At 37.8% G+C, this 19,283-nt stretch carries 23 protein-coding genes; 19 read left to right on the top strand and 4 right to left on the bottom strand.

Features of this window, described 5'->3' with window-relative positions:
- The first annotated feature begins 25 nt into the window (after nt 1–25).
- The 19 genes from BM143_RS01780 (at nt 26) to gcvP (ending at nt 16,069) form a co-directional block, all read left to right on the top strand.
- Complete coding sequence (locus tag BM143_RS01780; RefSeq protein ID WP_034725047.1) at nt 26–439, top strand: VOC family protein; 414 nt, start codon at nt 26–28, stop codon at nt 437–439.
- A gap of 46 nt (nt 440–485) precedes the next feature.
- Nucleotides 486–947 (top strand): DinB family protein, encoded by a 462-nt coding sequence (locus BM143_RS01775; protein ID WP_090022320.1) that lies wholly within the window; start codon nt 486–488, stop codon nt 945–947.
- 26 nt (nt 948–973) lie between these two features.
- Nucleotides 974–1,414 carry an SRPBCC family protein gene (locus tag BM143_RS01770; RefSeq protein WP_090022318.1) on the top strand — a complete coding sequence of 147 codons (441 nt, stop codon included), beginning with the start codon at nt 974–976 and terminating at the stop codon, nt 1,412–1,414.
- A gap of 20 nt (nt 1,415–1,434) precedes the next feature.
- A complete protein-coding gene (locus BM143_RS01765; protein WP_090022314.1) occupies nt 1,435–1,959 on the top strand; it encodes a hypothetical protein in 525 nt (174 codons plus the stop codon).
- Between the two features lie 3 nt (nt 1,960–1,962).
- Nucleotides 1,963–2,739 (top strand): alpha/beta fold hydrolase, encoded by a 777-nt coding sequence (locus BM143_RS01760; RefSeq protein WP_090022311.1) that lies wholly within the window; start codon nt 1,963–1,965, stop codon nt 2,737–2,739.
- Between the two features lie 270 nt (nt 2,740–3,009).
- On the top strand, nt 3,010–3,441 hold the full coding sequence (locus BM143_RS01755) for a VOC family protein (protein ID WP_090022308.1): 432 nt from the start codon (nt 3,010–3,012) through the stop codon (nt 3,439–3,441).
- A 75-nt stretch (nt 3,442–3,516) separates the two neighbouring features.
- A complete protein-coding gene (locus BM143_RS01750) occupies nt 3,517–3,930 on the top strand; it encodes an SRPBCC family protein (RefSeq protein WP_090022306.1) in 414 nt (137 codons plus the stop codon).
- Nucleotides 3,931–3,965: 35 nt separating this feature from the next.
- Entirely contained in the window at nt 3,966–4,205 is a 240-nt protein-coding gene (locus BM143_RS01745) for a helix-hairpin-helix domain-containing protein (protein WP_228430663.1), read from the top strand.
- 90 nt (nt 4,206–4,295) lie between these two features.
- Nucleotides 4,296–5,162, top strand: coding sequence for a VOC family protein (locus BM143_RS01740; RefSeq protein WP_090022300.1), 867 nt, complete (start codon nt 4,296–4,298; stop codon nt 5,160–5,162).
- A gap of 109 nt (nt 5,163–5,271) precedes the next feature.
- The gene (locus BM143_RS01735; RefSeq protein ID WP_090022298.1) at nt 5,272–6,105 is read left to right on the top strand and encodes an SDR family oxidoreductase; all 834 of its coding nucleotides are present in this window, start codon (nt 5,272–5,274) and stop codon (nt 6,103–6,105) included.
- 171 nt (nt 6,106–6,276) lie between these two features.
- Nucleotides 6,277–6,705, top strand: a complete 429-nt coding sequence (locus BM143_RS01730) for an SRPBCC family protein (RefSeq protein ID WP_090022295.1) — start codon at nt 6,277–6,279, stop codon at nt 6,703–6,705.
- A 34-nt stretch (nt 6,706–6,739) separates the two neighbouring features.
- A complete protein-coding gene (locus tag BM143_RS01725; protein WP_090022291.1) occupies nt 6,740–7,183 on the top strand; it encodes an SRPBCC family protein in 444 nt (147 codons plus the stop codon).
- A gap of 115 nt (nt 7,184–7,298) precedes the next feature.
- Nucleotides 7,299–7,757: a DoxX family protein gene (locus tag BM143_RS01720; RefSeq protein WP_090022289.1), complete on the top strand. Its 459-nt coding sequence runs from the start codon at nt 7,299–7,301 to the stop codon at nt 7,755–7,757.
- Nucleotides 7,758–7,939: 182 nt separating this feature from the next.
- Nucleotides 7,940–9,946, top strand: a complete 2,007-nt coding sequence (locus tag BM143_RS01715) for a S9 family peptidase (protein ID WP_090022286.1) — start codon at nt 7,940–7,942, stop codon at nt 9,944–9,946.
- A gap of 414 nt (nt 9,947–10,360) precedes the next feature.
- On the top strand, nt 10,361–10,939 hold the full coding sequence (locus BM143_RS01710; RefSeq protein WP_034725071.1) for an RNA polymerase sigma factor: 579 nt from the start codon (nt 10,361–10,363) through the stop codon (nt 10,937–10,939).
- A gap of 13 nt (nt 10,940–10,952) precedes the next feature.
- A complete protein-coding gene (locus tag BM143_RS01705) occupies nt 10,953–11,285 on the top strand; it encodes a hypothetical protein (protein ID WP_090022282.1) in 333 nt (110 codons plus the stop codon).
- A gap of 91 nt (nt 11,286–11,376) precedes the next feature.
- Complete coding sequence (locus BM143_RS01700) at nt 11,377–11,643, top strand: hypothetical protein (RefSeq protein WP_090022279.1); 267 nt, start codon at nt 11,377–11,379, stop codon at nt 11,641–11,643.
- 288 nt (nt 11,644–11,931) lie between these two features.
- Nucleotides 11,932–12,579 (top strand): J domain-containing protein, encoded by a 648-nt coding sequence (locus BM143_RS01695; protein WP_090022277.1) that lies wholly within the window; start codon nt 11,932–11,934, stop codon nt 12,577–12,579.
- Nucleotides 12,580–13,210: 631 nt separating this feature from the next.
- Complete coding sequence (gene gcvP / locus BM143_RS01690) at nt 13,211–16,069, top strand: aminomethyl-transferring glycine dehydrogenase (protein ID WP_090022274.1); 2,859 nt, start codon at nt 13,211–13,213, stop codon at nt 16,067–16,069.
- Between the two features lie 72 nt (nt 16,070–16,141).
- Here the strand turns inward: gcvP and BM143_RS23845 are convergent, their stop codons facing one another.
- The 4 genes from BM143_RS23845 to BM143_RS01675 all read right to left on the bottom strand — a co-directional run bounded on the left by BM143_RS23845 (nt 16,142) and on the right by BM143_RS01675 (nt 19,271).
- Nucleotides 16,142–16,291, bottom strand: a complete 150-nt coding sequence (locus BM143_RS23845; protein WP_167375220.1) for a hypothetical protein — start codon at nt 16,289–16,291, stop codon at nt 16,142–16,144.
- 278 nt (nt 16,292–16,569) lie between these two features.
- Nucleotides 16,570–18,033 (bottom strand): S41 family peptidase, encoded by a 1,464-nt coding sequence (locus BM143_RS01685; RefSeq protein ID WP_090022271.1) that lies wholly within the window; start codon nt 18,031–18,033, stop codon nt 16,570–16,572.
- A 228-nt stretch (nt 18,034–18,261) separates the two neighbouring features.
- Complete coding sequence (locus tag BM143_RS01680; protein WP_090022269.1) at nt 18,262–18,546, bottom strand: hypothetical protein; 285 nt, start codon at nt 18,544–18,546, stop codon at nt 18,262–18,264.
- Between the two features lie 8 nt (nt 18,547–18,554).
- The gene (locus tag BM143_RS01675) at nt 18,555–19,271 is read right to left on the bottom strand and encodes an ankyrin repeat domain-containing protein (RefSeq protein WP_090022266.1); all 717 of its coding nucleotides are present in this window, start codon (nt 19,269–19,271) and stop codon (nt 18,555–18,557) included.
- Between the last annotated feature and the right edge of the window lie 12 nt (nt 19,272–19,283).

Here is a 19,283-nt window from a genome sequence, read left to right as displayed (position 1 = left end):
AGATTAACACCAAATAATTACAATTATGAAAGCCAATCAAATTTATGTCAACCTTCCGGTAAAAGATGTACAGAAAACCAAAGCATTCTGGACTCAACTCGGATTCGAGATCAACGAACAGTTTTCAGATGACAAAGCGACGTGCGTTGTGATCAAAGAAGACAGTATTTACGTGATGTTTCTGACTGAAGAATATTTCATGACTTTTTCCGAAAGACCGGTTCCAAAGGGAGATACCACCCAGGTTCTTGTGGCCATTGGCCTGAACAGCCGTGAAGAGGTTGATCAGGTGGTGAATACCGCTTTGCAGAATGGAGCTTCACAGCATGAAGAACCTCAGGATTACGGATGGATGTATCAGAATTCTTTCTGGGATCTGGACGGACACGGCTGGAATATCACGTTTGCTGATATGTCTCAAATGCCCACTGAATTTTAAAAAATCTCTCCATCTGCAAAATCCGCAGAAAATAAAACGTACCGCTATGGAAACCCAATCAAACGATATTGAAATTGTAAAAGTTCAGGTATTCAGCAATTACAAGGTGATTTTAATGAATATCGAAGGCATTACCCAGGAAGAATCCATGATTTTTCCGAATGGTGAAGCCAACTGTATGAACTGGATCTTAGGACATTTAATTTACATCAGAAATGCCTTCTTAAATGTTCTCGGGGAAGAATCGGTCTGGGATAATGAAAAATTTTCATGCTACAACAGAGGCGCGATTCCGCTTGAAAGAAAAGAAGAGCTGGTCACCTTTGAAGAGCTGAAATCTTATCTGCAGCAATCTCAGGATCAACTGGAAGCCAAACTCATCAGTATTGAACGTTTTGAACCTGGAACAATCAATGATATTGCCATTTTTTGTCTTCATGAGCTTTATCACAGCGGACAATTAGGCTACCTCAGAAGAATCCTCGGAAAACCCGGAGCGATAAAATAACACACCAAAATCCAAAACAAATAATCATGGAAAATTCCTTTTCAATCCTTCACAACCTGGAAGTAGACGCAACCCTGGAAAATGTATTCCGGATGGTTTCAGTACCCGAATTTCTTAATGAATGGTGGACACATTATTGCCAGGGCATTCCTGAACCCGATTCTGAATATACTTTCGAGTTTTCTGAAACAGACATCTTGAAAGGAAAAGTTTCAAAGTTCAGCCCTCCTCACGAAATTGAATTTTTAATCACAGACGGTGATCAGGACTGGGTAGGAACCAATGTAGGATTTGTTTTAGAAGAGACAGGAAAAGGCACAAGAATCAGCTTTCACCATACCGGATGGAAGGATACCCATGAACATTTCCGTCAAAGCTCATTCTGCTGGGCAATCTATTTAAGGATTTTGAGAAAATTTGTAGAAGAGGGACTTCATGTTCCTTACTCAGAAAGATATCATTTTTAAAACAACTAAAAATCAAGAAAATGGACACACCACAATCAAAAAAAATGGAAATCATTATTCCGGCCTACCGGATGCATACCCAAAGCTTTCTTAATGTTTTGGACGGTATTTCGGAAGAAGACGGATTGAAAAGAATTGAAGGAAAAACCAACCATATTGTCTGGATGGCAGGAAACTTTGTGAATATGCGCTACAGCCTGGGATGGGTTTTAGGGCTTAAGGATGAAGATCCGTACAGCGATCTTTTTTTCCAGGGAAAAGCTTTGGATGAGAATAATAAGTATCCGACGTTAGACGAACTGGAGAAAAACTTCCATGATATATCTCCTAAAATATTCCAAAAGCTGTTAGAAGTAACGGATGAAGAACTGGATGAAATTTTCGAGATGGGAATGAATATCCCTTTTATCCGTGAAACCAAACTCAATTTCGCAGGAATGTGCATCGGCCGGGAAGACTATTTATGCGGACAGATCGGTTTGATGAGGAAAATCCTTGGCTATCCTGGAATGACTTATGATGTGGATGAAAGTATAAAATACTAATCAATGGAACCTAACGAAAAAGGCTACAAAAATGTTAATGGATTCCGTATGTACTATGAAATCTACGGTTCCGGAGAGCCTTTGGTCCTGATTCATGGCGGAGGCTCATCCATTCTGTTTGATTTTAAAGAAGTGATCTCGAGACTGGAAAACCAGTTTCAATTGATCGGAATTGATCTTCAAAACCACGGAATGACCGATCACCGCGATATTCCTGAAACATTTGAACAGGATGCTCATGATATAGTTGCTCTTTTAAAGGAACTCCATATCGAAAAAGCCTTTTTCTGGGGATTCAGCAACGGTGGAAATACGGTGTTGCAGGTTGCTCATCTTTATCCTCAAATCGTTGAAAAACTGATCATCGCTTCTGCATTTTACAAAAGAAACGGAATGATGGACGGTTTTTTCGAAAGTATGGCAGAAGCTACGCTGGAATCCATGCCGGAACCGCTTAAAATCAATTTTCTTAATCTGAATCCTGATTTTTCAAAGCTGGAAAACCTTTTCGACAAGGACAGTAAAAGGATGCAGACTTTTCAAGACTGGGAGGAGAAGATTTTGACAACCATTGATGCTCCCGCATTATTCATCAGCGGAGACCAGGACGTTATGAAACCGGAACATGTGGTGGAAATGTGGCGACTCATTCCGAACTCGCAGCTGATGATCCTGCCGGCAACCCACGGTTCCTACATGATGGCCGATTTCGATGGAAAAACAGACGATCATTTAATCAACTTCACCATAAACGAAGTGGCTAAATTTTTAAAACAATAACGAAATAACTATTGGAGAAACGCAAGCACGCAATGTCTTTACAGTATTGAAAAGATAGTAAGGTGCAAGAAATCGAAAATTTTCAGCAAGAATTATGATGAGATTGCTTCGTCGCTTTGCTCCTCGCAGTGATAGGGGGATTCAAATTTTATAGGAGATAAAATCCTTGCGCCTTAAAAGAGTAAGTTTTTAAGAAAATTTGCGCCTTTGCGATAACCCAACACAATCAAATAAACATTAATTAATAATAACATTTAAAAACAAGAAATCATGGCTAAATTAAATCCATACCTAAATTTTGACGGGAAAGCAGAAGAAGCTTTCAATTTTTACAAATCTGTTTTCGGAGGTGAATTCTTTGGCGAAATCCATAAAATGGGTAACGCTCCCGGAACTGAAAATTTATCAGAAGAAGAAAAAAACAGAGTGATGCATATAGCCCTTCCGATCGGGCAAGATCTTCTGATGGCTTCGGACATTGTTCCAAGCTTCGGACAGACGCTGAATGTGGGAAATAATAATTATGTATCCATTTTTCCGGAATCAAAAGATGAAGCAGACAGACTTTTCAAAGGACTTTCTGAAGGCGGAAATGTAGAAATGCCGATTGAAGACCAGTTTTGGGGAGATTATTTCGGAAGTTTTCAGGACAAATATGGAGTTCATTGGATGGTGAACTATAACGAAGAATCTGCAAAATAGTCTTATATTTAACTAAATTTATAGGGGCAGTTCACCCGGACTGCCTTTTTATTTCAACATTAAAAAATTAGATTTATGGACCCTATTAAGATAGATATCACGATTTTAGCTCCTGTAGAAAAGGTTTGGAATTATTTCAACGAACCGAAACATATTACAAAATGGAATTTTGCCCATGAAAGCTGGGAATGTCCAAGTGCGGAAAACGATTTGAGAGTGGGAGGAAAAATTAAAGCAAGAATGGAAGCGAAAGACAAAAGTTTCGGTTTTGATTTTGAAGGATTCTATGATGAGGTGATCCCGAATACTGTGATAAAATACCATCTGGAGGACGGAAGAAAAGTAGAAGTCCTGTTTGACAAAATAGACGAAAATACCACAAAGGTGACTGAAATTTTCGATCCCGAAAAACAAAATTCTGTGGAAATGCAGAGAGAAGGCTGGTATGCTATTCTCAACAATTTTCACAAGTACGTTGAAAATCACTAAAACACGCATTTGCAGTCATGATCAATCTCTTAATAATGGCAAAATGTTTAAGCTCAATATGCGCTGTCAACCATTTTGCTAAAAGTAATAATTTCCTGAGCGGCGTTATTGCAGTACCGGCGAGAAGGTCTTTGGAAAGGGAGAAAATAGACTCTCTAGAGAAGCTTTCGGACTATTCTGAAAAAGAGATCATGCAGCTTCATGGTTTCGGAAAAAACGCCATGGAGAAGCTTAAAAATCATATGAAGGATCATCAGGTTTCTTTCAAAAACTAATAACTGTATTAACGGATACTTTCGCCAGTACGGGTCTGCGAATCTGTACTGGCTGATAAAACTATATATTTCAACCCTAAATTTAATACGATGAATAACGATATTTTCCCATGCCTCTGGTTTGATGAAGAATCGAAAGAGGCGGCAGAATTCTATTGTCAGGTGTTTGACGGAAAGATCACCACAGATACTCCTGTGGTCATGAATATTGACCTGTTCGGACAGAAACTCATGCTTCTGAACGGCGGACCTCATTTTAAAAAGAACCCATCCATTTCCTTTATGGTCATCTGCCAAACAGAAGATGAGGTTCAGAAATACTGGGACCAGTTGATGGAAGGCGGAATGGCTCTTATGGCACTGGATGCCTATTCCTGGAGCAAAAAGTACGGTTGGGTACAGGACAAATACGGCGCTACATGGCAGCTGTTTCTAGGAGACAAACCGGAATCACAGAAAATAGTTCCGACCCTTATGTTTATCCATGAGAATAATGGAAAAGCGATGCAAGCCATGGAGTTTTATACCAAAACTTTCCCTAATTCAGGCATTGGAAGTATTCTGAGATACGGTGACGGTGGGGAAGGACACCCAATATCCGAAGCGGCTGAAAATATACAGCATGCTCAATTTACGATTGACGGCTACAGCTTTTTCTGCATGGACAATTCTTACGATCATCAGTTTGATTTCAATGAAGGAATTTCTATCGTCATCATGACTGATGGACAACAGCAGACTGATCATCTTTGGAATACGCTTATTTCAGATGGCGGAAGAGAAAGTATGTGCGGCTGGCTGAAAGACAAATATGGACTGAGCTGGCAGATCGTTCCGAAAAGACTGATCGAGCTGATGAATGATTCCGACCAGTTGAAAGCCCAAAAGGTAGTTCAGGCGATGATGAAAATGCAGAAAATAGTTGTAAAAGATCTTGAAGAGGCCTATAGTTCTTAATGATAAAAGGGTTGAATGAGGAAGCGAAAATTCATTTTTCAGCGCTTTTACTATTTTAGATTTTAGTTTTCGGCTTGCTGTTTGATGGAGTTTAGATAAAGATTTGCTTATGAAAACACAGAACAAGTCACAATCCAAATCGAAAGTTCCAAAAGACGGACTCTTTCCCGAGATCATCCGTAAAGATTATCAGGGAAGCCGTAAGCTCAAAGGAAAAAAAGCAGTTATCTCAGGTGGAGACAGTGGAATAGGGCAGGCGGTAGCTGTTCATTTTGCAAGAGAAGGAGCAGATGTTGCGATCATTTACAAAGAAAGCGATGATGATGCTAAAGAGACAAAAAGACTGGTAGAGAAAGAAGGACAACAATGTACCCTGATTAAAGGAGATCTCACCAAAAAAGCGTTCAGGACAAAATGTGTAGAAAGGATAAAAAAGAACTGGAAAAGTCTCGATATTCTGGTTAATAACGCCGGGATCCATACTTCAAGGAATAGTCTTGAAAAGATTACCGATGAACAGATTCAGGAAACTTTTAATACCAATATCATTTCCATGATTTCTCTGACCAGAAATTGTCTGCCTTTGATGGGAGAAGGAGGTAGGATCATCTGCACGACGTCGGTCACGGCGTATCGGGGAAGTGATCATCTGATTGATTATGCGGCAACGAAAGGAGCTATTTTATCCTTTATTCGTTCGCTGTCAGCAAATCTTGCCGAAAAGAAAATATTAGTTAATGGAATTGCTCCCGGACCTATATGGACGCCTCTTGTAAAAGAAGCTTTCGATGATCTTTCAACATTTGGAAAAGATACGCCCCTGAAACGGGCAGGACAGCCTTCAGAAGTCGCTCCGGCCTATGTTTTTCTTGCCTCCAGGGATGCAGACTATATTACCGGAGAAGTGATTCATATCAATGGGGGAGATTTCGTCGGAGGCTGAGAATGATAAGTTAGAAGCTAGAGATTAGAAGTTAGAAGTTAAAAACTGGAAGTTATAACGACCAACAGTAGTATTTTTGACATCTGAAATCTGAAATCTGAAATCTGAAATCTGACGTCTAGCATCTTGGCTCTTGACTCTACCCCTCACTAACATCTAAATAAAAAAACAATGCAAAGAATATTTTTTGAAATCCAGATTGATGCACCCAATGAAAGAGTATGGGATGTACTTTGGAGTGATATTACCTACAGACAGTGGACAACAGCTTTTACGGAAGGTTCTTTCTATCAGGGAACATTTGAAGAGGGAAGCATCATGAAGTTTTTCGATCCTAATAATAACGGGATGTACAGCCGTGTTGAAAAAAATATCCCCCATAAAGAATTAAAGCTCCTGCACCTTGGAGAAATTTATGACGGTGTAGAAGCCCCTCAGGATTGGGGTGAAGCTACGGAAGCTTATATTTTGGAAGAAACAGAAACAGGGACCATTTTGAAAATTGAAATTCAGACTCCTGAGGAGTTTAAATCATTTTTTGAAGAGAAATTCCCGGTGGCTTTGGGAATTGTGAAAAATCTTTCAGAAATTCAGTTATAAACCACAGAATATAAAAATTACAAAAACTTAAAATATGGAAACTTTATCTTACGAAATTGTTATCAACGCCCCATTACAGAAAGTGTGGGATGTTCTCTGGACGCCTGAAACCTATACCGAATGGACTCAGTTTTTCGGTCCCGGATCTGTCATGAAATCCGACTGGAAAGTAGGCGGTAAAACGTATTTTGTGAACGCAGAAGGAGAAGGAATGGTCTCAACCATTGACAGTATTGATGAACCGAATCAGGTTATTTTTAAACACCTTGGGATGGTAGACAAAGAAGGCAAAGAAGATACACAAAGCAAGGAAGTAATGGAATGGAGCGGTGCTTTCGAAAAATACATCCTTATTGATCTGGAAGGGAAAACCAAGCTTCATGCTGAAGTACAGGTCGATAAAGAATGGAAAGATCATCTGGATACGGGATTTATAAAAGGATTGGACGTGGTAAAAAACCTTGCTGAGAATAAATAATCCGTACTTTACTTTAACAAAAACTAACCTTATAGATTTCAAAAGTCTGTAAGGTTTTATATTGATATCATGGGAAGATGCAGTATCTTTCTGATTACTTTTAATAAACAACAGTATGAAACTATTAAGCATTCTTTTCGGAACATTTCTTCTCGCTCTGGTGGTTACATTCGCCATTCAGGGAAAACCGGATTTTTTATTCTCTGGGAATCTGGGAATGGCTGTATTTATTGTATTTACAGGATTTTCCCATTTTAAATTTCAGAAAGGAATGGCAATGATGATTCCTGAATGGGTTCCCGGTAAAATGTTCTGGGTCTATTTCACTGGAATTATTGAAATCGCAGCAGGAATAGGATTGATGATCCCATCCATACGGGAGCTGACGGCCATACTGCTGATCATTTTTTATGTTCTGGTTTTCATTGCCAATATCAATTCTTCAAAGAAAAAAATCAATATTTTTAAAGCAGACTACACGGGTCCCGGCATGAATTATCTTTATAAAGAACGAATTCCGATGCAGATTATTTTAATAGCCTGGACGTGGTATTTTGGAATTTATTTAAGTTGATGGTTTGTATTGAAAAGAAACAGGTATCTTATATTAATACCTTGTATTCTTCGTTAAATATGTTTTTTCAATGAATGTATTACGATTTGTGTAACATATTGAGATGAAGTGCGTCATATTAAGCAAAGGATTTTATTGTTTTTAAAATCTATATGTACCACCTAACCTCAAAACATAAATCTATGAATCTAAATGCTAAAATTTTTGGTGCGGCTCAAATCGTACTCTCAGCAATGATGATGAATGCACAAACTTCAACGGCAAAACTGCCGGGCGACCCTACGCTTCCTTCTTCCAAAGAAACTTTGGATAAGTTGATTTCCTACGATAAAGGAAACTTTAAGTACAAAGTAGAAGATTATTTCGCAAGACCGAATGCTTCGCAGTTTAAAATTTCACCGGACGGACAGTATCTTTCCTATAAAGAGAAAGATGCAGATAAAAAAAATCATGTCTATGTAAAAGAATTGAAAACTGGTAAAATTACAAAAGCCATCGTAGAAAAAGATGATCTCATCGGAGGCTATGGCTGGCTGGATAAAAAAAGACTGTTCTTTACCCAGGATAAAGGAGGCAATGAAAATAACCATTTGTATGCAGTAGATATTGATGGGAAGAATCTTAAGGATCTGACTCCTTTTGACGGAGTTACTCTGAACTATGCAGATGTTGTTAAAGATACAGAATTTGTGATTGTTGCCCTGAATAAGAACAACAAACAGATCTTTGAACCCTATAAAGTTAATTTCAATACCGGTGAAATGACTCAGCTTTATGAAAATAAAGATGTGAATAATCCAATTGACGGCTATATTTTTGACAAGAAAGGGAATATGCGTGGATACACTGTTCTGGAAAACGGACTGACCACCAAAACGTATTATAAAGATTTAGAGACAGGGAAATTTAACCTGATTAAATCAACAGACTGGAAAAACACCTTCAATATTATAGGATTGAATGATAATTCTAAAAATAAGGATGAAGCCTATGTAGTCACTAATTTAGACAGTGATAAAGCCAGAATCGTACTGTATGATCTGAAGAAAAATGCGATCATAAAAGAAGTATATTCTAATCCTGTATACGACGTAAGCTCAATCCGCACAGCCCGTAAAAACAGGAATTATGAACTGGACTATATAAGCTATACCGGAATTAAAAGTGAGACAATTCCTGTAAGTAAATTTTACAAAGAGATTCACGATCAATTAAAAGCCGAATTCAAAGAAAAAGAATTTTCTGTAGTTTCTTCTGATGATAATGAGGAAAAATTATTAGTAGTGGTTGGCAGTGACAGACTTTACGGAACGTATTATGAATATGATACAAAATCTAAGCAACTGAAACTTCTGTACAACCTGATGCCTCAGCTGAAAGAAGAAGATATGGCTGAAATGAAGCCTATTGAATTCAAAAGCAGAGACGGTCTTACCATCCGCGGATACATTACCATGCCTAAAGATGCGGCTAATGGTAAGAAAGTTCCATTAATCGTTAATCCTCATGGAGGTCCGCAGGGAGTCAGAGACAACTGGGGGTTCAATCCTGAAGATCAGCTTTTTGCCAGCAGAGGATATGCGACCTTGCACGTGAATTTCAGAATTTCCGGTGGCTATGGAAAGGAATTCCAGCAGTCAGGATACAAGCAAATCGGGCGTAAAGCAATGGATGACGTAGAAGATGGAGTAAAATACGTTATTGAACAGGGCTGGATTGATAAAAATAAAGTTGCGATCTATGGTGGAAGTCACGGAGGTTATGCAACACTAATGGGACTTATTAAAACTCCTGATCTTTATGCTTGCGGTGTAGATTATGTAGGCGTTTCCAATATCTTTACATTCTTTGAATCTTTCCCTGAATACTGGAAACCGTACAAAGAAATGGTAAAACAAATCTGGTATGACCTGGATAATCCTGAAGAAGCGAAAATAGCGAAAGAAGTTTCTCCGGTGTTCCATATCGATAAGATTAAAAAACCTTTATTTGTAGTGCAGGGCGCGAATGATCCGAGAGTTAATATTAATGAATCAGATCAGATCGTAAAAGCAATGCGTGCAAAAGGAGTTGAAGTTCCCTACATGGTAAAATATGATGAAGGTCACGGATTCAGAAAAGAACCAAGCAGAATAGAACTATACAAATATATGTTGGGCTTCTTTGCCGAAAATTTCAACAAAAAATAATTCGTATTTTTATAATTATAGAAACGGGGAGTGTAATGCTTTCCGTTTTTTTTTGTGATAGAGTTAAGAATCAAGAGCCAAGAATCAAGATGCTAGATGTCAGATATCAGATATCAGATATGAGATTTTATATTGAGGTTTAGTTTTAGATTGAGAGGAAGGTGAAAAAGAGCTTATTTGGTATATCAAGAGTCGAAAGTCGTCATCTATCAAATCGCAACACGAAACACGAAACGTGAAGCTCTTATCTTATTTTTCATATTCCGGTTTGCATCTCCCACTCTCAAACCCTCAAACTCTCAAACCCTCCCACCCTCAAACTCACAAACCCGCTCTACAAAAGAAAATCCCAACAGTCAATAATTTTTTTTAAATTTATTAAAGTAAAACCAAAAGGCAGATCGTCATAGCAATATGGAGGTTGTCGAAGAAATAACAATGCCACAGGAGGAGAAAGCAAGTATCATCTCACAAACCGTTTCAAAGTACGGAGGAAAGCTGATGTCTTATATTCGTCCGAAAGTGAAAAACACTGAAGATGCGGAAGATATTCTGCAGGAAGTGTGGTTCCAGTTCAGCAGTCTGACCAATCTTTCGGAGATTGTGAATGTCGGCGGCTGGCTGTACAGAGTAACTGCGAATAAAATCACAGACCGTTACCGCAAAAAGAAAACCGAAAATCTTGAAGATTTCGTGTATGAAGATGAAGATGGAAGTTTTTCTATCAAGGATATCCTATTGCTGGACGAGAGTGCCGGACCTGAAATCAAAATGTTTCAGGACGAGATATGGAAAAAGCTGTTTGAGGCTTTGGACGAACTTCCCGAGAAACAAAGGTTAGTGTACGTAGAAAACGAACTGAACGACAAAACTCTGCAGCAGATTGCTGACGAACAGGGCGAAAATATCAAAACCATTATCAGTCGAAAAAATTATGCTGTGAAGCACTTAAGAAACAGACTGAGAAGATTATACGAAGATTTAAATAGTTAGTAAAGAAGAAATTATGAATCATAAACACAAAAAAGGCTGGATTTTTTTATTCTTATGTCCGCCGCTGATCTTACTGGCCGTTACATTCATTGTAATGTCGCTTTGGAACTGCTTGCTTCCTGAGATCCTGGGTGTAAAATCCATTACATTCTGGCAGGCGATGGGAATACTGGTCTTAAGTAAAATTCTTTTTGGAGGTTTCCATTTCGGAAAAGGAATGAGAGATTTCAAAGAAAGAAAGATGAGACAGAGAATGGCTGAACTGTCCCCTGAAGAGAGAGAGAAATTCAAGGAAGTTTGGAGAGATAAATGTTCAGGAGGATTCTTCAACAAAAACAACGGATAATTTAAAAATTTTAAGAAGTAGTAAAGTAAAATTGAAATTCATCCGTCTATATAAAAAAACAAGAAGTAGTACAATTTAAAATTTTGAAAAAATGAAAAATTCAGCATTAAAAGGAGCTCTTGGAGCATTAGCTGTGGTGGGCATCGCATTGGCTGCCAAAAAAATAGCACAAAGAAAAAGATTCATGAAAGGTATTTTTAACGAATACGGAATCAAAGAAAGATCACCTTTCGGTTTTGCAGACAGAATCAGAGAAATGGATGAAGAGCAATACCAGGAACTGAAAGGGAAATTCAAAAAAGAATTCTCTTCAAGATGTTGCAGAAAAGACAGTAAGGATAATACTGTAGAAGCATAAGAAGTTAATAACTAAATTGAAATTGTTTAGTTCCGGCGCGGGAAGCAAAGCTTCCCGCGCCGGAATTTTTTTATAGGAAAGGTGGCTTCGGGTTCCTCAGCCACCAGAAAAAGCAGGAAAGCTTATAGCTACAAAATAAATATCTGAATTATTCAGCACAGCACCATTGTGGCTATTTGTGAAAACATTCGTGTCATTAGTGTTTAAAAAAGCATTAGTATTTTACTGAAATATTCCCCTCAAGAATAAACCCGAAAAAAAAATAATTCCTTATTTTTGCCTAGCTCAATGAAAGATTACTACTATTTTCTCGGGATTTCTCCGGATGCTTCAGAAGAAGACATCAAGAAAGCCTATAGAAAGTTATCTTTAAAATATCATCCCGATAAAAATGACAATGATGATTTCTTTGCCGGGCGTTTCCGCGAAATTCAGGAAGCTTATGAAATATTGAGTGATTCCGGAAGCAGACGTACGTACGATCAGAATTTAGAGAATCATCAGAAAAGCTTCAGATATAATATTCCGCCAAGTATCAAAACGTTTACGGCGAATAAAATTCATGCAAAAAAAGGGGAGGAGATCATCATTAACTGGCAGACCAACAATGCGGATGTGGTGAAAGTATTGCCTTTTGGGTTGGAAAAGCCTTTCGGAGAAAGAATCTTTAAGATTACAGAATTTAAGGACGGGAAATTTCAGATTTTACTTCATGCAACCAATTCGCTGCTGCACAAAACGGCAGTACAGGGAATCACCATTACGGAAGTCTTTGAGAATGATGGTGCTCAGTTTAAAAGCAGCGTAGAGGAAATGTTCAAGCCTCAGCCCAGAACACGGATCAATAAATCAGGCCAGCCAAAGATCATGATGCTGATCTGGGGAATTATTATTCTGGCGTTGGCGGTATATTTTTTAGTCAGGAATTTCAGCTAGTTTAAGCCATCTTTTTTCTTCCCGGACACTTTTTACATCTCTTTCCTTTCTTGAACTTTTTGCAGCAGGATTTCTTTTCACAATACATATCTTCATTATTAAATGCAAATACAGGAGCTAAAGGCGGTACTTTAAACGGGACAATCATATTCATGCTACAAATATATTAATTTAGAATAAATATAATTAATAAAATTTCATAAAATTGACAATGCCTTTTGAACAGCGTATCCGGTGACAATTGAGCTCCCTGTTTTTGATGGAAAATGAAGATTTTAGAAGCATCCGGCTTCCCGAAAAGTGAGATTACATCCTATTAAAAAGGTTCTGAGTTTAAACTTATTTTAATGTGTCTAATGATTATTACTGACCGATTATGAACTCAATATGTATTTATTTTAAACATCCATCGTATAAATTCTAAGTTTTAATGGTGATTAAATAAAACATTATGATAGAGATTGGAGAATAAACAGGTTAATTTTTAAGTATTAAACAATTATTACAGTAATTTATTTTAAAAATGATATAGATTTTCGTTATTGTTTTGACAATTTTGAACTGTTGTACAATCGTTTAAAAAAACGTAATTTTACGAATCTTTTTTACGAACAAAATCTAATAAATAAAAATGAATACAGAACAGTTTGTGAGCCGTCACATTTCCCTTAATGAAGCCGATAAACAGGCAATGTTGGAAAGATTGGGCGTTTCAAGTATTGAAGAACTAATTTCTCAGACCATTCCTTCTTCTATCCGCTTAGAGAAAGACCTTGAGATCTCTGCACCGCTTTCAGAATACGAGATGCTGAACCATTCGAAAGATCTGGCATCGAAGAATACTGATTATACGAGCTACATTGGTTTTGGATACCACAATACACTTTTGCCATCAGCTATTCAGAGAAATATCTTTGAGAACCCAAGCTGGTATACGGCGTATACTCCTTATCAGGCTGAAATTGCACAGGGAAGGCTGGAAGCTCTTCTTAATTTCCAGACGGTAGTGTGCGATCTTACAGGTTTCGGACTGGCTAATGCTTCTCTTTTGGATGAATCTACAGCTGCAGCAGAAGCTATGCATATGTTCTTCAACAACAGAACGAAGGACCAGAAGAAAGCCAATGCCAACAAATTCTTCGTTTCCGATCTTGTTTTACCACAAACAGTTGCCGTTTTAAAAACGAAAGCTGAAGGTTTAGAAATCGAAATCGTGGAAGGTGACCACAAAACTCACGAGTTTGATGGAAGTTATTACGGTGTTTTATTACAGTATCCAGGGAAAAACGGTATCGTTTTAGACTATACTGAAGATATCGTAAACTATAAAAAATTAGATTTACAGGTCGTTGTAGCTTGTGATCCAATGGCTTTGGTGAAATTGAAATCTCCTGCTTCTATGGGTGCTGATTGTGCCGTTGGAACTTCTCAGAGATTCGGTATTCCATTAGGTTACGGAGGACCTCACGCTGCATTTTTCTCTTGTAAAGAAGATTACAAAAGAGACATTCCGGGAAGAATCATCGGGGTTTCTCAGGATATGTACGGAAAACGTGCATTGAGGATGGCGCTTCAGACCAGAGAACAGCACATTAAAAGAGAAAGAGCTACTTCCAATATCTGTACAGCACAGGTACTTCTTGCGGTAATGGCAGGAATGTATGCCGTTTATCACGGACCGAAAGGATTAAACTATATCGCTGATCAGATCCACTTTAAAGCCAACGCTTTGAAAAACGGTCTTAAAGCATTAGGATACCAGACGGTTGAAGAGCCAATCTTCGATACGGTAAAAATCACGATGAGTGAGGATGAGAAAGGAAGATTGATGAGAATGATGCTTGATCACAAACTTAACCTGAACTATTTCACAGAAGGAGTGGTAAGTATCGCGATCAACGAAAGTACAACATTGGAGAAATTAAACTATCTGATGGCTTCTTTCGCTCAGTTCAAAGACAAGCAGACTTTCAAATTAGAAATAAAAGAAGGATACAGCATTCCTGAGGAGAATTTAAGAAAAGACGAAATTCTTACGGAACAGGTATTCAACAAATACCATACTGAAACGGAATTGATGCGTTACATCAAACGTTTGGAAAGAAAAGATTTATCATTAACACATTCAATGATTTCTCTTGGTTCTTGTACCATGAAACTGAACGCTGCTACTCAAATGTTGCCCCTTTCTTGGGACAATTGGGGAGCTGTTCACCCATTTGTACCGGTGGATCAAGCTGGAGGTTACCAGGAAATGATCAGAGAATTGGAGAAAGATTTAGCTGAAATCACTGGTTTCGCAGGAACTTCTCTTCAGCCAAACTCCGGAGCTCAGGGTGAATATGCAGGATTAATGGTCATCAGAGAATATCACATTTCAAGAGGTGAAGGCCACAGAAATGTAGTATTGATCCCTCAGTCTGCACACGGAACCAACCCGGCTTCTGCAGCGATGGCAGGAATGAAGATTGTTGTCGTTAAAAACCTTGAAAGCGGAGAAATTGATTTCGAAGACCTGAAAGCTAAAACAGAGCAGAATTCCGCGAATTTATCTTGCGTAATGATCACGTATCCGTCTACTTACGGATTCTTCGATGCCAACATTAAAGAAATTACAAGCTTAATCCACGAGCACGGTGGACAGGTATATATGGATGGTGCGAACATGAACGCTCAGGTAGGATTCACAAGCCCAGGAAACATCGGAGCAGACGTTTGTCACCTGAACTTACACAAAACTTTCGCGATTCCTCACGGAGGTGGAGGTCCTGGAGTAGGTCCAATTTGTGTGGCTAAACACTTGGTTCCTTTCCTTCCTTCCAATGCGAATATCAGAGTCGGTTCTAAAGAAGCGATCGAAGGTATTTCTGCAGCACCTTACGGTTCTGGTCTGATCCTTAATATTTCTTATTCTTACATCAAAATGTTAGGAACAGAGGGATTGAAAAAGGCTACAGGTCATGCCATCATGAATGCGAATTATCTTAAAGAAATTTTAGCTGAGCATTTCCCGATCCTGTATTCAAACGAGAGTGGAAGAGTAGCTCACGAGTGTATCGTAGATTTCCGTCAGTTCAAAACTTTAGGAATTGAAGTAGCTGATGTAGCGAAGAGACTAATGGATTATGGATTCCATGCTCCAACCGTTTCTTTCCCTGTAGCAGGAACATTGATGATTGAGCCTACAGAATCTGAAAGCAAGTCTGAAATTGACCGTTTTGCAGAAGCATTAATCTCCATCAAAAAAGAAATCGATGAGATTGCTAACGGAGAAGCAGATCAGGCGAATAACGTCCTTAAAAACGCTCCACACACTGAGCAGCTGGTGATCTCAGATTCTTGGGATAAACCATACAGCAGAGAAAAGGCAGCTTATCCGCTAGACTGGGTAAGAGACCACAAATTCTTCGCTTCCGTATCCAGAGTTGATGAAGCTTATGGAGACAGAAACTTAGTATGTACTTGTGAGCCAATTGAAGCTTATATGTAATCATTGACTATCAATATAAAACACCCGTTTAGATTCTAAACGGGTGTTTTTTTGTTATTTTTTTATCTTCTCTTACCTTCTTCGGTAGCTGTATGCTACAAGAAGTGCAACAGCCATGGCACCAAAAGTGACCATTGAAACTGTTTTAATGGATAGCTCACTGTCTTTTGCAGATGATGTATTTTGAGATTTCTCACATGAAGACAAGAATACTGCTGTCATAAGTAGACAGCCCAAGAGTAATTTTTTAATCATAAATGTATTTGTTTGGTTATTAGGTTTTTATGAGCAAAAAATATGCCGGGTGTGCTGTTTTAATGAGACTTCTGTATGCGGTAAATAGCAAATGATGTGAAGGTATTCTTGGTTTATAATCACAAATCCCTGTTCATATTTGGTTTTTGCCCAATATGCTTAATAAAAAAACAACCGTAAAATATGAGACTTTACGGTTGGGATTTTATTTTGATGTTACAAGGTGGAAGACTTTGCAGCTATTTTTACTTCCCGTTCAGCACACCATTCACATAATCCGTCCACTCATACACCGGAATGCTTCTGTCCAGATAAAAATCAGGCTGTAATCCTTTTGCATCGATCGTAAAATCAGGAATACGCATACTTCTTGAAAGCGAATAGCCTAATTCAAATTCCTTACACGGCGAAGGAACATAATACATATTGGAAACATCCAAAACACCATAAGTAGTGGTTCCAAATAACTTCACTTTCTTACTTTGTTTGGCGGCAAGCAAAAACTGCTCGTCTGTACTTCCGTTTCGCTGATTAATGATAATTCCTACATTCTTGGGATAAGGATATATAGTATCAAACTTGGTGATGCTCACTATACCTTCATTGAGATTGACAAATTTACCCTGTTCTTTTTCCAGCGTATTAAATGCAGATTGGGCCCATTTTTTATTCTCTTCACTGAATCCGTATTCCGGTTTATTGATGAAGTCCAGCATTCTCTGGTTGTTCAGTTTGGTGGAAAGATATTCTACACCTACGGTTCTGATTGGGTTGGTATAAATCAGAGGCAGAATATTGCTGTAGCTGGCATCGCTTCCTCCGGTTCCGTTTCTGATGTCAATGATCAGGTTTTCAGTGGAGGTGATTTTATCTTTATTGGCTGCAATGACACTGTCAATCTTCTTTTTTTCTGAAGCCTGGAAAGATGGTATTCTTAAATACAGCGTTTTTTCATTTAATTTTTCTACATAAGGTTGGTTAGCGTCTATCGATTTAAAGTACTGCGTATATTTTGGATCATCTTCAATCTTGGGATATACTCTGGAAAGGCTGAAATCTCCGATCTGTAAATGATTCTTTCCGGTTAATGTAATCTCTTTAGATTCCGCCGCAGAACGGTCACGCATGTAAAAAACAGAGCTTATTGGTTTGCCTTCCGATAGGTTAAGCTTCATTTTTACCTGGCCTTTGGTCCAGTTTTCCGCTCCTGATTCTATGATAAATCCTACATACTGATCGCCTACTTTTTTAATTCCAATGGTATAAGGTTCGGTTACCCAGATTCCTTCATAATCAGAGGTTTTCTTTTTATCCAGGTACTTCTTGAAATCCTGAGTGTCTACCGGCAAGGTTTCCCATTTGACAGCCGGGCTTTCCTGTTTTGTATTATTAGCGGTCTTTGGTGTTTCTTTATTGATAGGCCTTATCGCTATATGTCCGGAACGGAAAAAAGATAACCATTCGTAAAGAACAGGTCCGCATTCTGTAAAGGTTTTAACTGATTTTACTTTCTCAGATATGGTTTTATTATGGGCTTCATAAGCCTGATTTCCTTTTTGCTTTAATGCATATTCAAAACCCGCATCGTTGGCTTCGAAAGTTTTTTTTACCCACTCATAATTTTTTGTGCAATCGCAGGTCTGAGCGTAAACTGATGTTGTGGTGAGTGTAAATAAAGACGAAATGAATACGGCTTTTAAGTTTTTCATTGGTTTAATTTATAATAGGAACATCCGGTTGCTTTGAAATATTACATTTTTAAATACTTTTATTCTCACGTAATAAGCATTTAAGTTAATGTCTTAGGTCAATCGGATTAGATCGTGCTAAAAATAAATAAATATCCAGTGAAAAACAATTTTTAAATCCAGTGATGGTGAAAATTATAATATTTCATAAAATAGATAGCCCTTCTCAAAACTTGGAAGGGCTTTTTTTTAAAATTGGTCTATAAAATCAATTTGCAATATAATAAAATTAGGAATCTGGCTTGAAGTATAAACAGAATCCAATGCCTTTACTTCTTTCACTACTAAAGGTCGCATATCCCACTTTGAAAAGGGTTTGGAATTGATAAGATAATTTTCTAACGATGTTGAGTTTTCATCAATAGCTTTATTTAAATAGTCAAATATTTCAAGGTCAAATTTTCTTTCAGTATTGTTTTGCCCTGAAATTCCTATTGATATCAAGATTAAAATTAAAGCAATATAATTTTTCATAAAACGGTTTACTGTAGCAGTTTTACTATTTCCGAATTGTTCTTTTCTTTTGCTAAATCTAATGCTGTTTTCCCATCTTTATTTTTAATGGTTAAGTCTGGTTTGTAGGGTAACAGAAATTTTACGGTTTCCAGATTTCCCCCCTGAGCGCAATACATAATTGGGGTTTCATTGTCTTTGTCAATATTATTAATGTTGGCTCCATTTTTAATAAGATATTCTGCAATGTTCAGATAACCTTTTCCAATTGCTGATGCAAATGGTGTTGCATTATCATTGGCTTTGGTGTCCACTGTAGCCTTGTTTTCCACTAAAAGCTTTACGATTTCCATTTGATTGTTTCTTGTGGCAAATCTTAAAGCAGTCCATCCGTTGACGTCGCGAATGTTTGGGTTTACATTATGTTTTAAAAGAATTTCAACCACTTTTGTAAATCCTTCCTGAGCTGCAATGTTCAATGGTGTTGCAGTTGTTTTCATAGTCATATTTACATCAGCCCCTTTACTGATCAATAACTCAACAATTTTTGTATTTCCCGTTCCTGCTGCAGAATATAAAGGAGTAATACCATATTCTTTTGACTTTTGATTAACGTCTTCTCCTTTTTCGATTAATTTACTGACTTTTTCAAAATCCTGATTTTCAATGGCAGTAAATATTTTTTGAGAATAAACGGAGCTACATGTTAGTAATGATAAAGCAACAAAAAAGCTTTTAGTTTTCATAAGGTTTGGGTT

This window comes from Chryseobacterium oleae (genome assembly GCF_900115055.1).
Classification (GTDB): Bacteria; Bacteroidota; Bacteroidia; order Flavobacteriales; family Weeksellaceae; genus Chryseobacterium; species Chryseobacterium oleae.
Note: the sequence above shows the minus strand (reverse complement) of the source record. Positions and strands in the feature narration are given on the sequence as shown.

What these genes read in the sequence shown, in the direction of transcription:
- BM143_RS01735 (WP_090022298.1), top strand. Translation starts at nt 5,272, where the DNA reads ATGAAAACACAGAACAAGTCACAATCCAAATCGAAAGTTCCAAAAGAC.
- BM143_RS23845 (WP_167375220.1), bottom strand. Translation starts at nt 16,291, where the DNA reads ATGACAGCAGTATTCTTGTCTTCATGTGAGAAATCTCAAAATACATCA.
- BM143_RS01700 (WP_090022279.1), top strand. Translation starts at nt 11,377, where the DNA reads ATGAAAAATTCAGCATTAAAAGGAGCTCTTGGAGCATTAGCTGTGGTG.
- BM143_RS01705 (WP_090022282.1), top strand. Translation starts at nt 10,953, where the DNA reads ATGAATCATAAACACAAAAAAGGCTGGATTTTTTTATTCTTATGTCCG.
- BM143_RS01760 (WP_090022311.1), top strand. Translation starts at nt 1,963, where the DNA reads ATGGAACCTAACGAAAAAGGCTACAAAAATGTTAATGGATTCCGTATG.
- BM143_RS01765 (WP_090022314.1), top strand. Translation starts at nt 1,435, where the DNA reads ATGGACACACCACAATCAAAAAAAATGGAAATCATTATTCCGGCCTAC.
- BM143_RS01780 (WP_034725047.1), top strand. Translation starts at nt 26, where the DNA reads ATGAAAGCCAATCAAATTTATGTCAACCTTCCGGTAAAAGATGTACAG.
- BM143_RS01730 (WP_090022295.1), top strand. Translation starts at nt 6,277, where the DNA reads ATGCAAAGAATATTTTTTGAAATCCAGATTGATGCACCCAATGAAAGA.
- BM143_RS01680 (WP_090022269.1), bottom strand. Translation starts at nt 18,546, where the DNA reads ATGAAAAATTATATTGCTTTAATTTTAATCTTGATATCAATAGGAATT.
- BM143_RS01770 (WP_090022318.1), top strand. Translation starts at nt 974, where the DNA reads ATGGAAAATTCCTTTTCAATCCTTCACAACCTGGAAGTAGACGCAACC.
- gcvP (WP_090022274.1), top strand. Translation starts at nt 13,211, where the DNA reads ATGAATACAGAACAGTTTGTGAGCCGTCACATTTCCCTTAATGAAGCC.
- BM143_RS01695 (WP_090022277.1), top strand. Translation starts at nt 11,932, where the DNA reads ATGAAAGATTACTACTATTTTCTCGGGATTTCTCCGGATGCTTCAGAA.
- BM143_RS01740 (WP_090022300.1), top strand. Translation starts at nt 4,296, where the DNA reads ATGAATAACGATATTTTCCCATGCCTCTGGTTTGATGAAGAATCGAAA.
- BM143_RS01745 (WP_228430663.1), top strand. Translation starts at nt 3,966, where the DNA reads ATGGCAAAATGTTTAAGCTCAATATGCGCTGTCAACCATTTTGCTAAA.
- BM143_RS01675 (WP_090022266.1), bottom strand. Translation starts at nt 19,271, where the DNA reads ATGAAAACTAAAAGCTTTTTTGTTGCTTTATCATTACTAACATGTAGC.
- BM143_RS01750 (WP_090022306.1), top strand. Translation starts at nt 3,517, where the DNA reads ATGGACCCTATTAAGATAGATATCACGATTTTAGCTCCTGTAGAAAAG.
- BM143_RS01720 (WP_090022289.1), top strand. Translation starts at nt 7,299, where the DNA reads ATGAAACTATTAAGCATTCTTTTCGGAACATTTCTTCTCGCTCTGGTG.
- BM143_RS01775 (WP_090022320.1), top strand. Translation starts at nt 486, where the DNA reads ATGGAAACCCAATCAAACGATATTGAAATTGTAAAAGTTCAGGTATTC.
- BM143_RS01725 (WP_090022291.1), top strand. Translation starts at nt 6,740, where the DNA reads ATGGAAACTTTATCTTACGAAATTGTTATCAACGCCCCATTACAGAAA.
- BM143_RS01755 (WP_090022308.1), top strand. Translation starts at nt 3,010, where the DNA reads ATGGCTAAATTAAATCCATACCTAAATTTTGACGGGAAAGCAGAAGAA.
- BM143_RS01685 (WP_090022271.1), bottom strand. Translation starts at nt 18,033, where the DNA reads ATGAAAAACTTAAAAGCCGTATTCATTTCGTCTTTATTTACACTCACC.
- BM143_RS01710 (WP_034725071.1), top strand. Translation starts at nt 10,361, where the DNA reads ATGGAGGTTGTCGAAGAAATAACAATGCCACAGGAGGAGAAAGCAAGT.
- BM143_RS01715 (WP_090022286.1), top strand. Translation starts at nt 7,940, where the DNA reads ATGAATCTAAATGCTAAAATTTTTGGTGCGGCTCAAATCGTACTCTCA.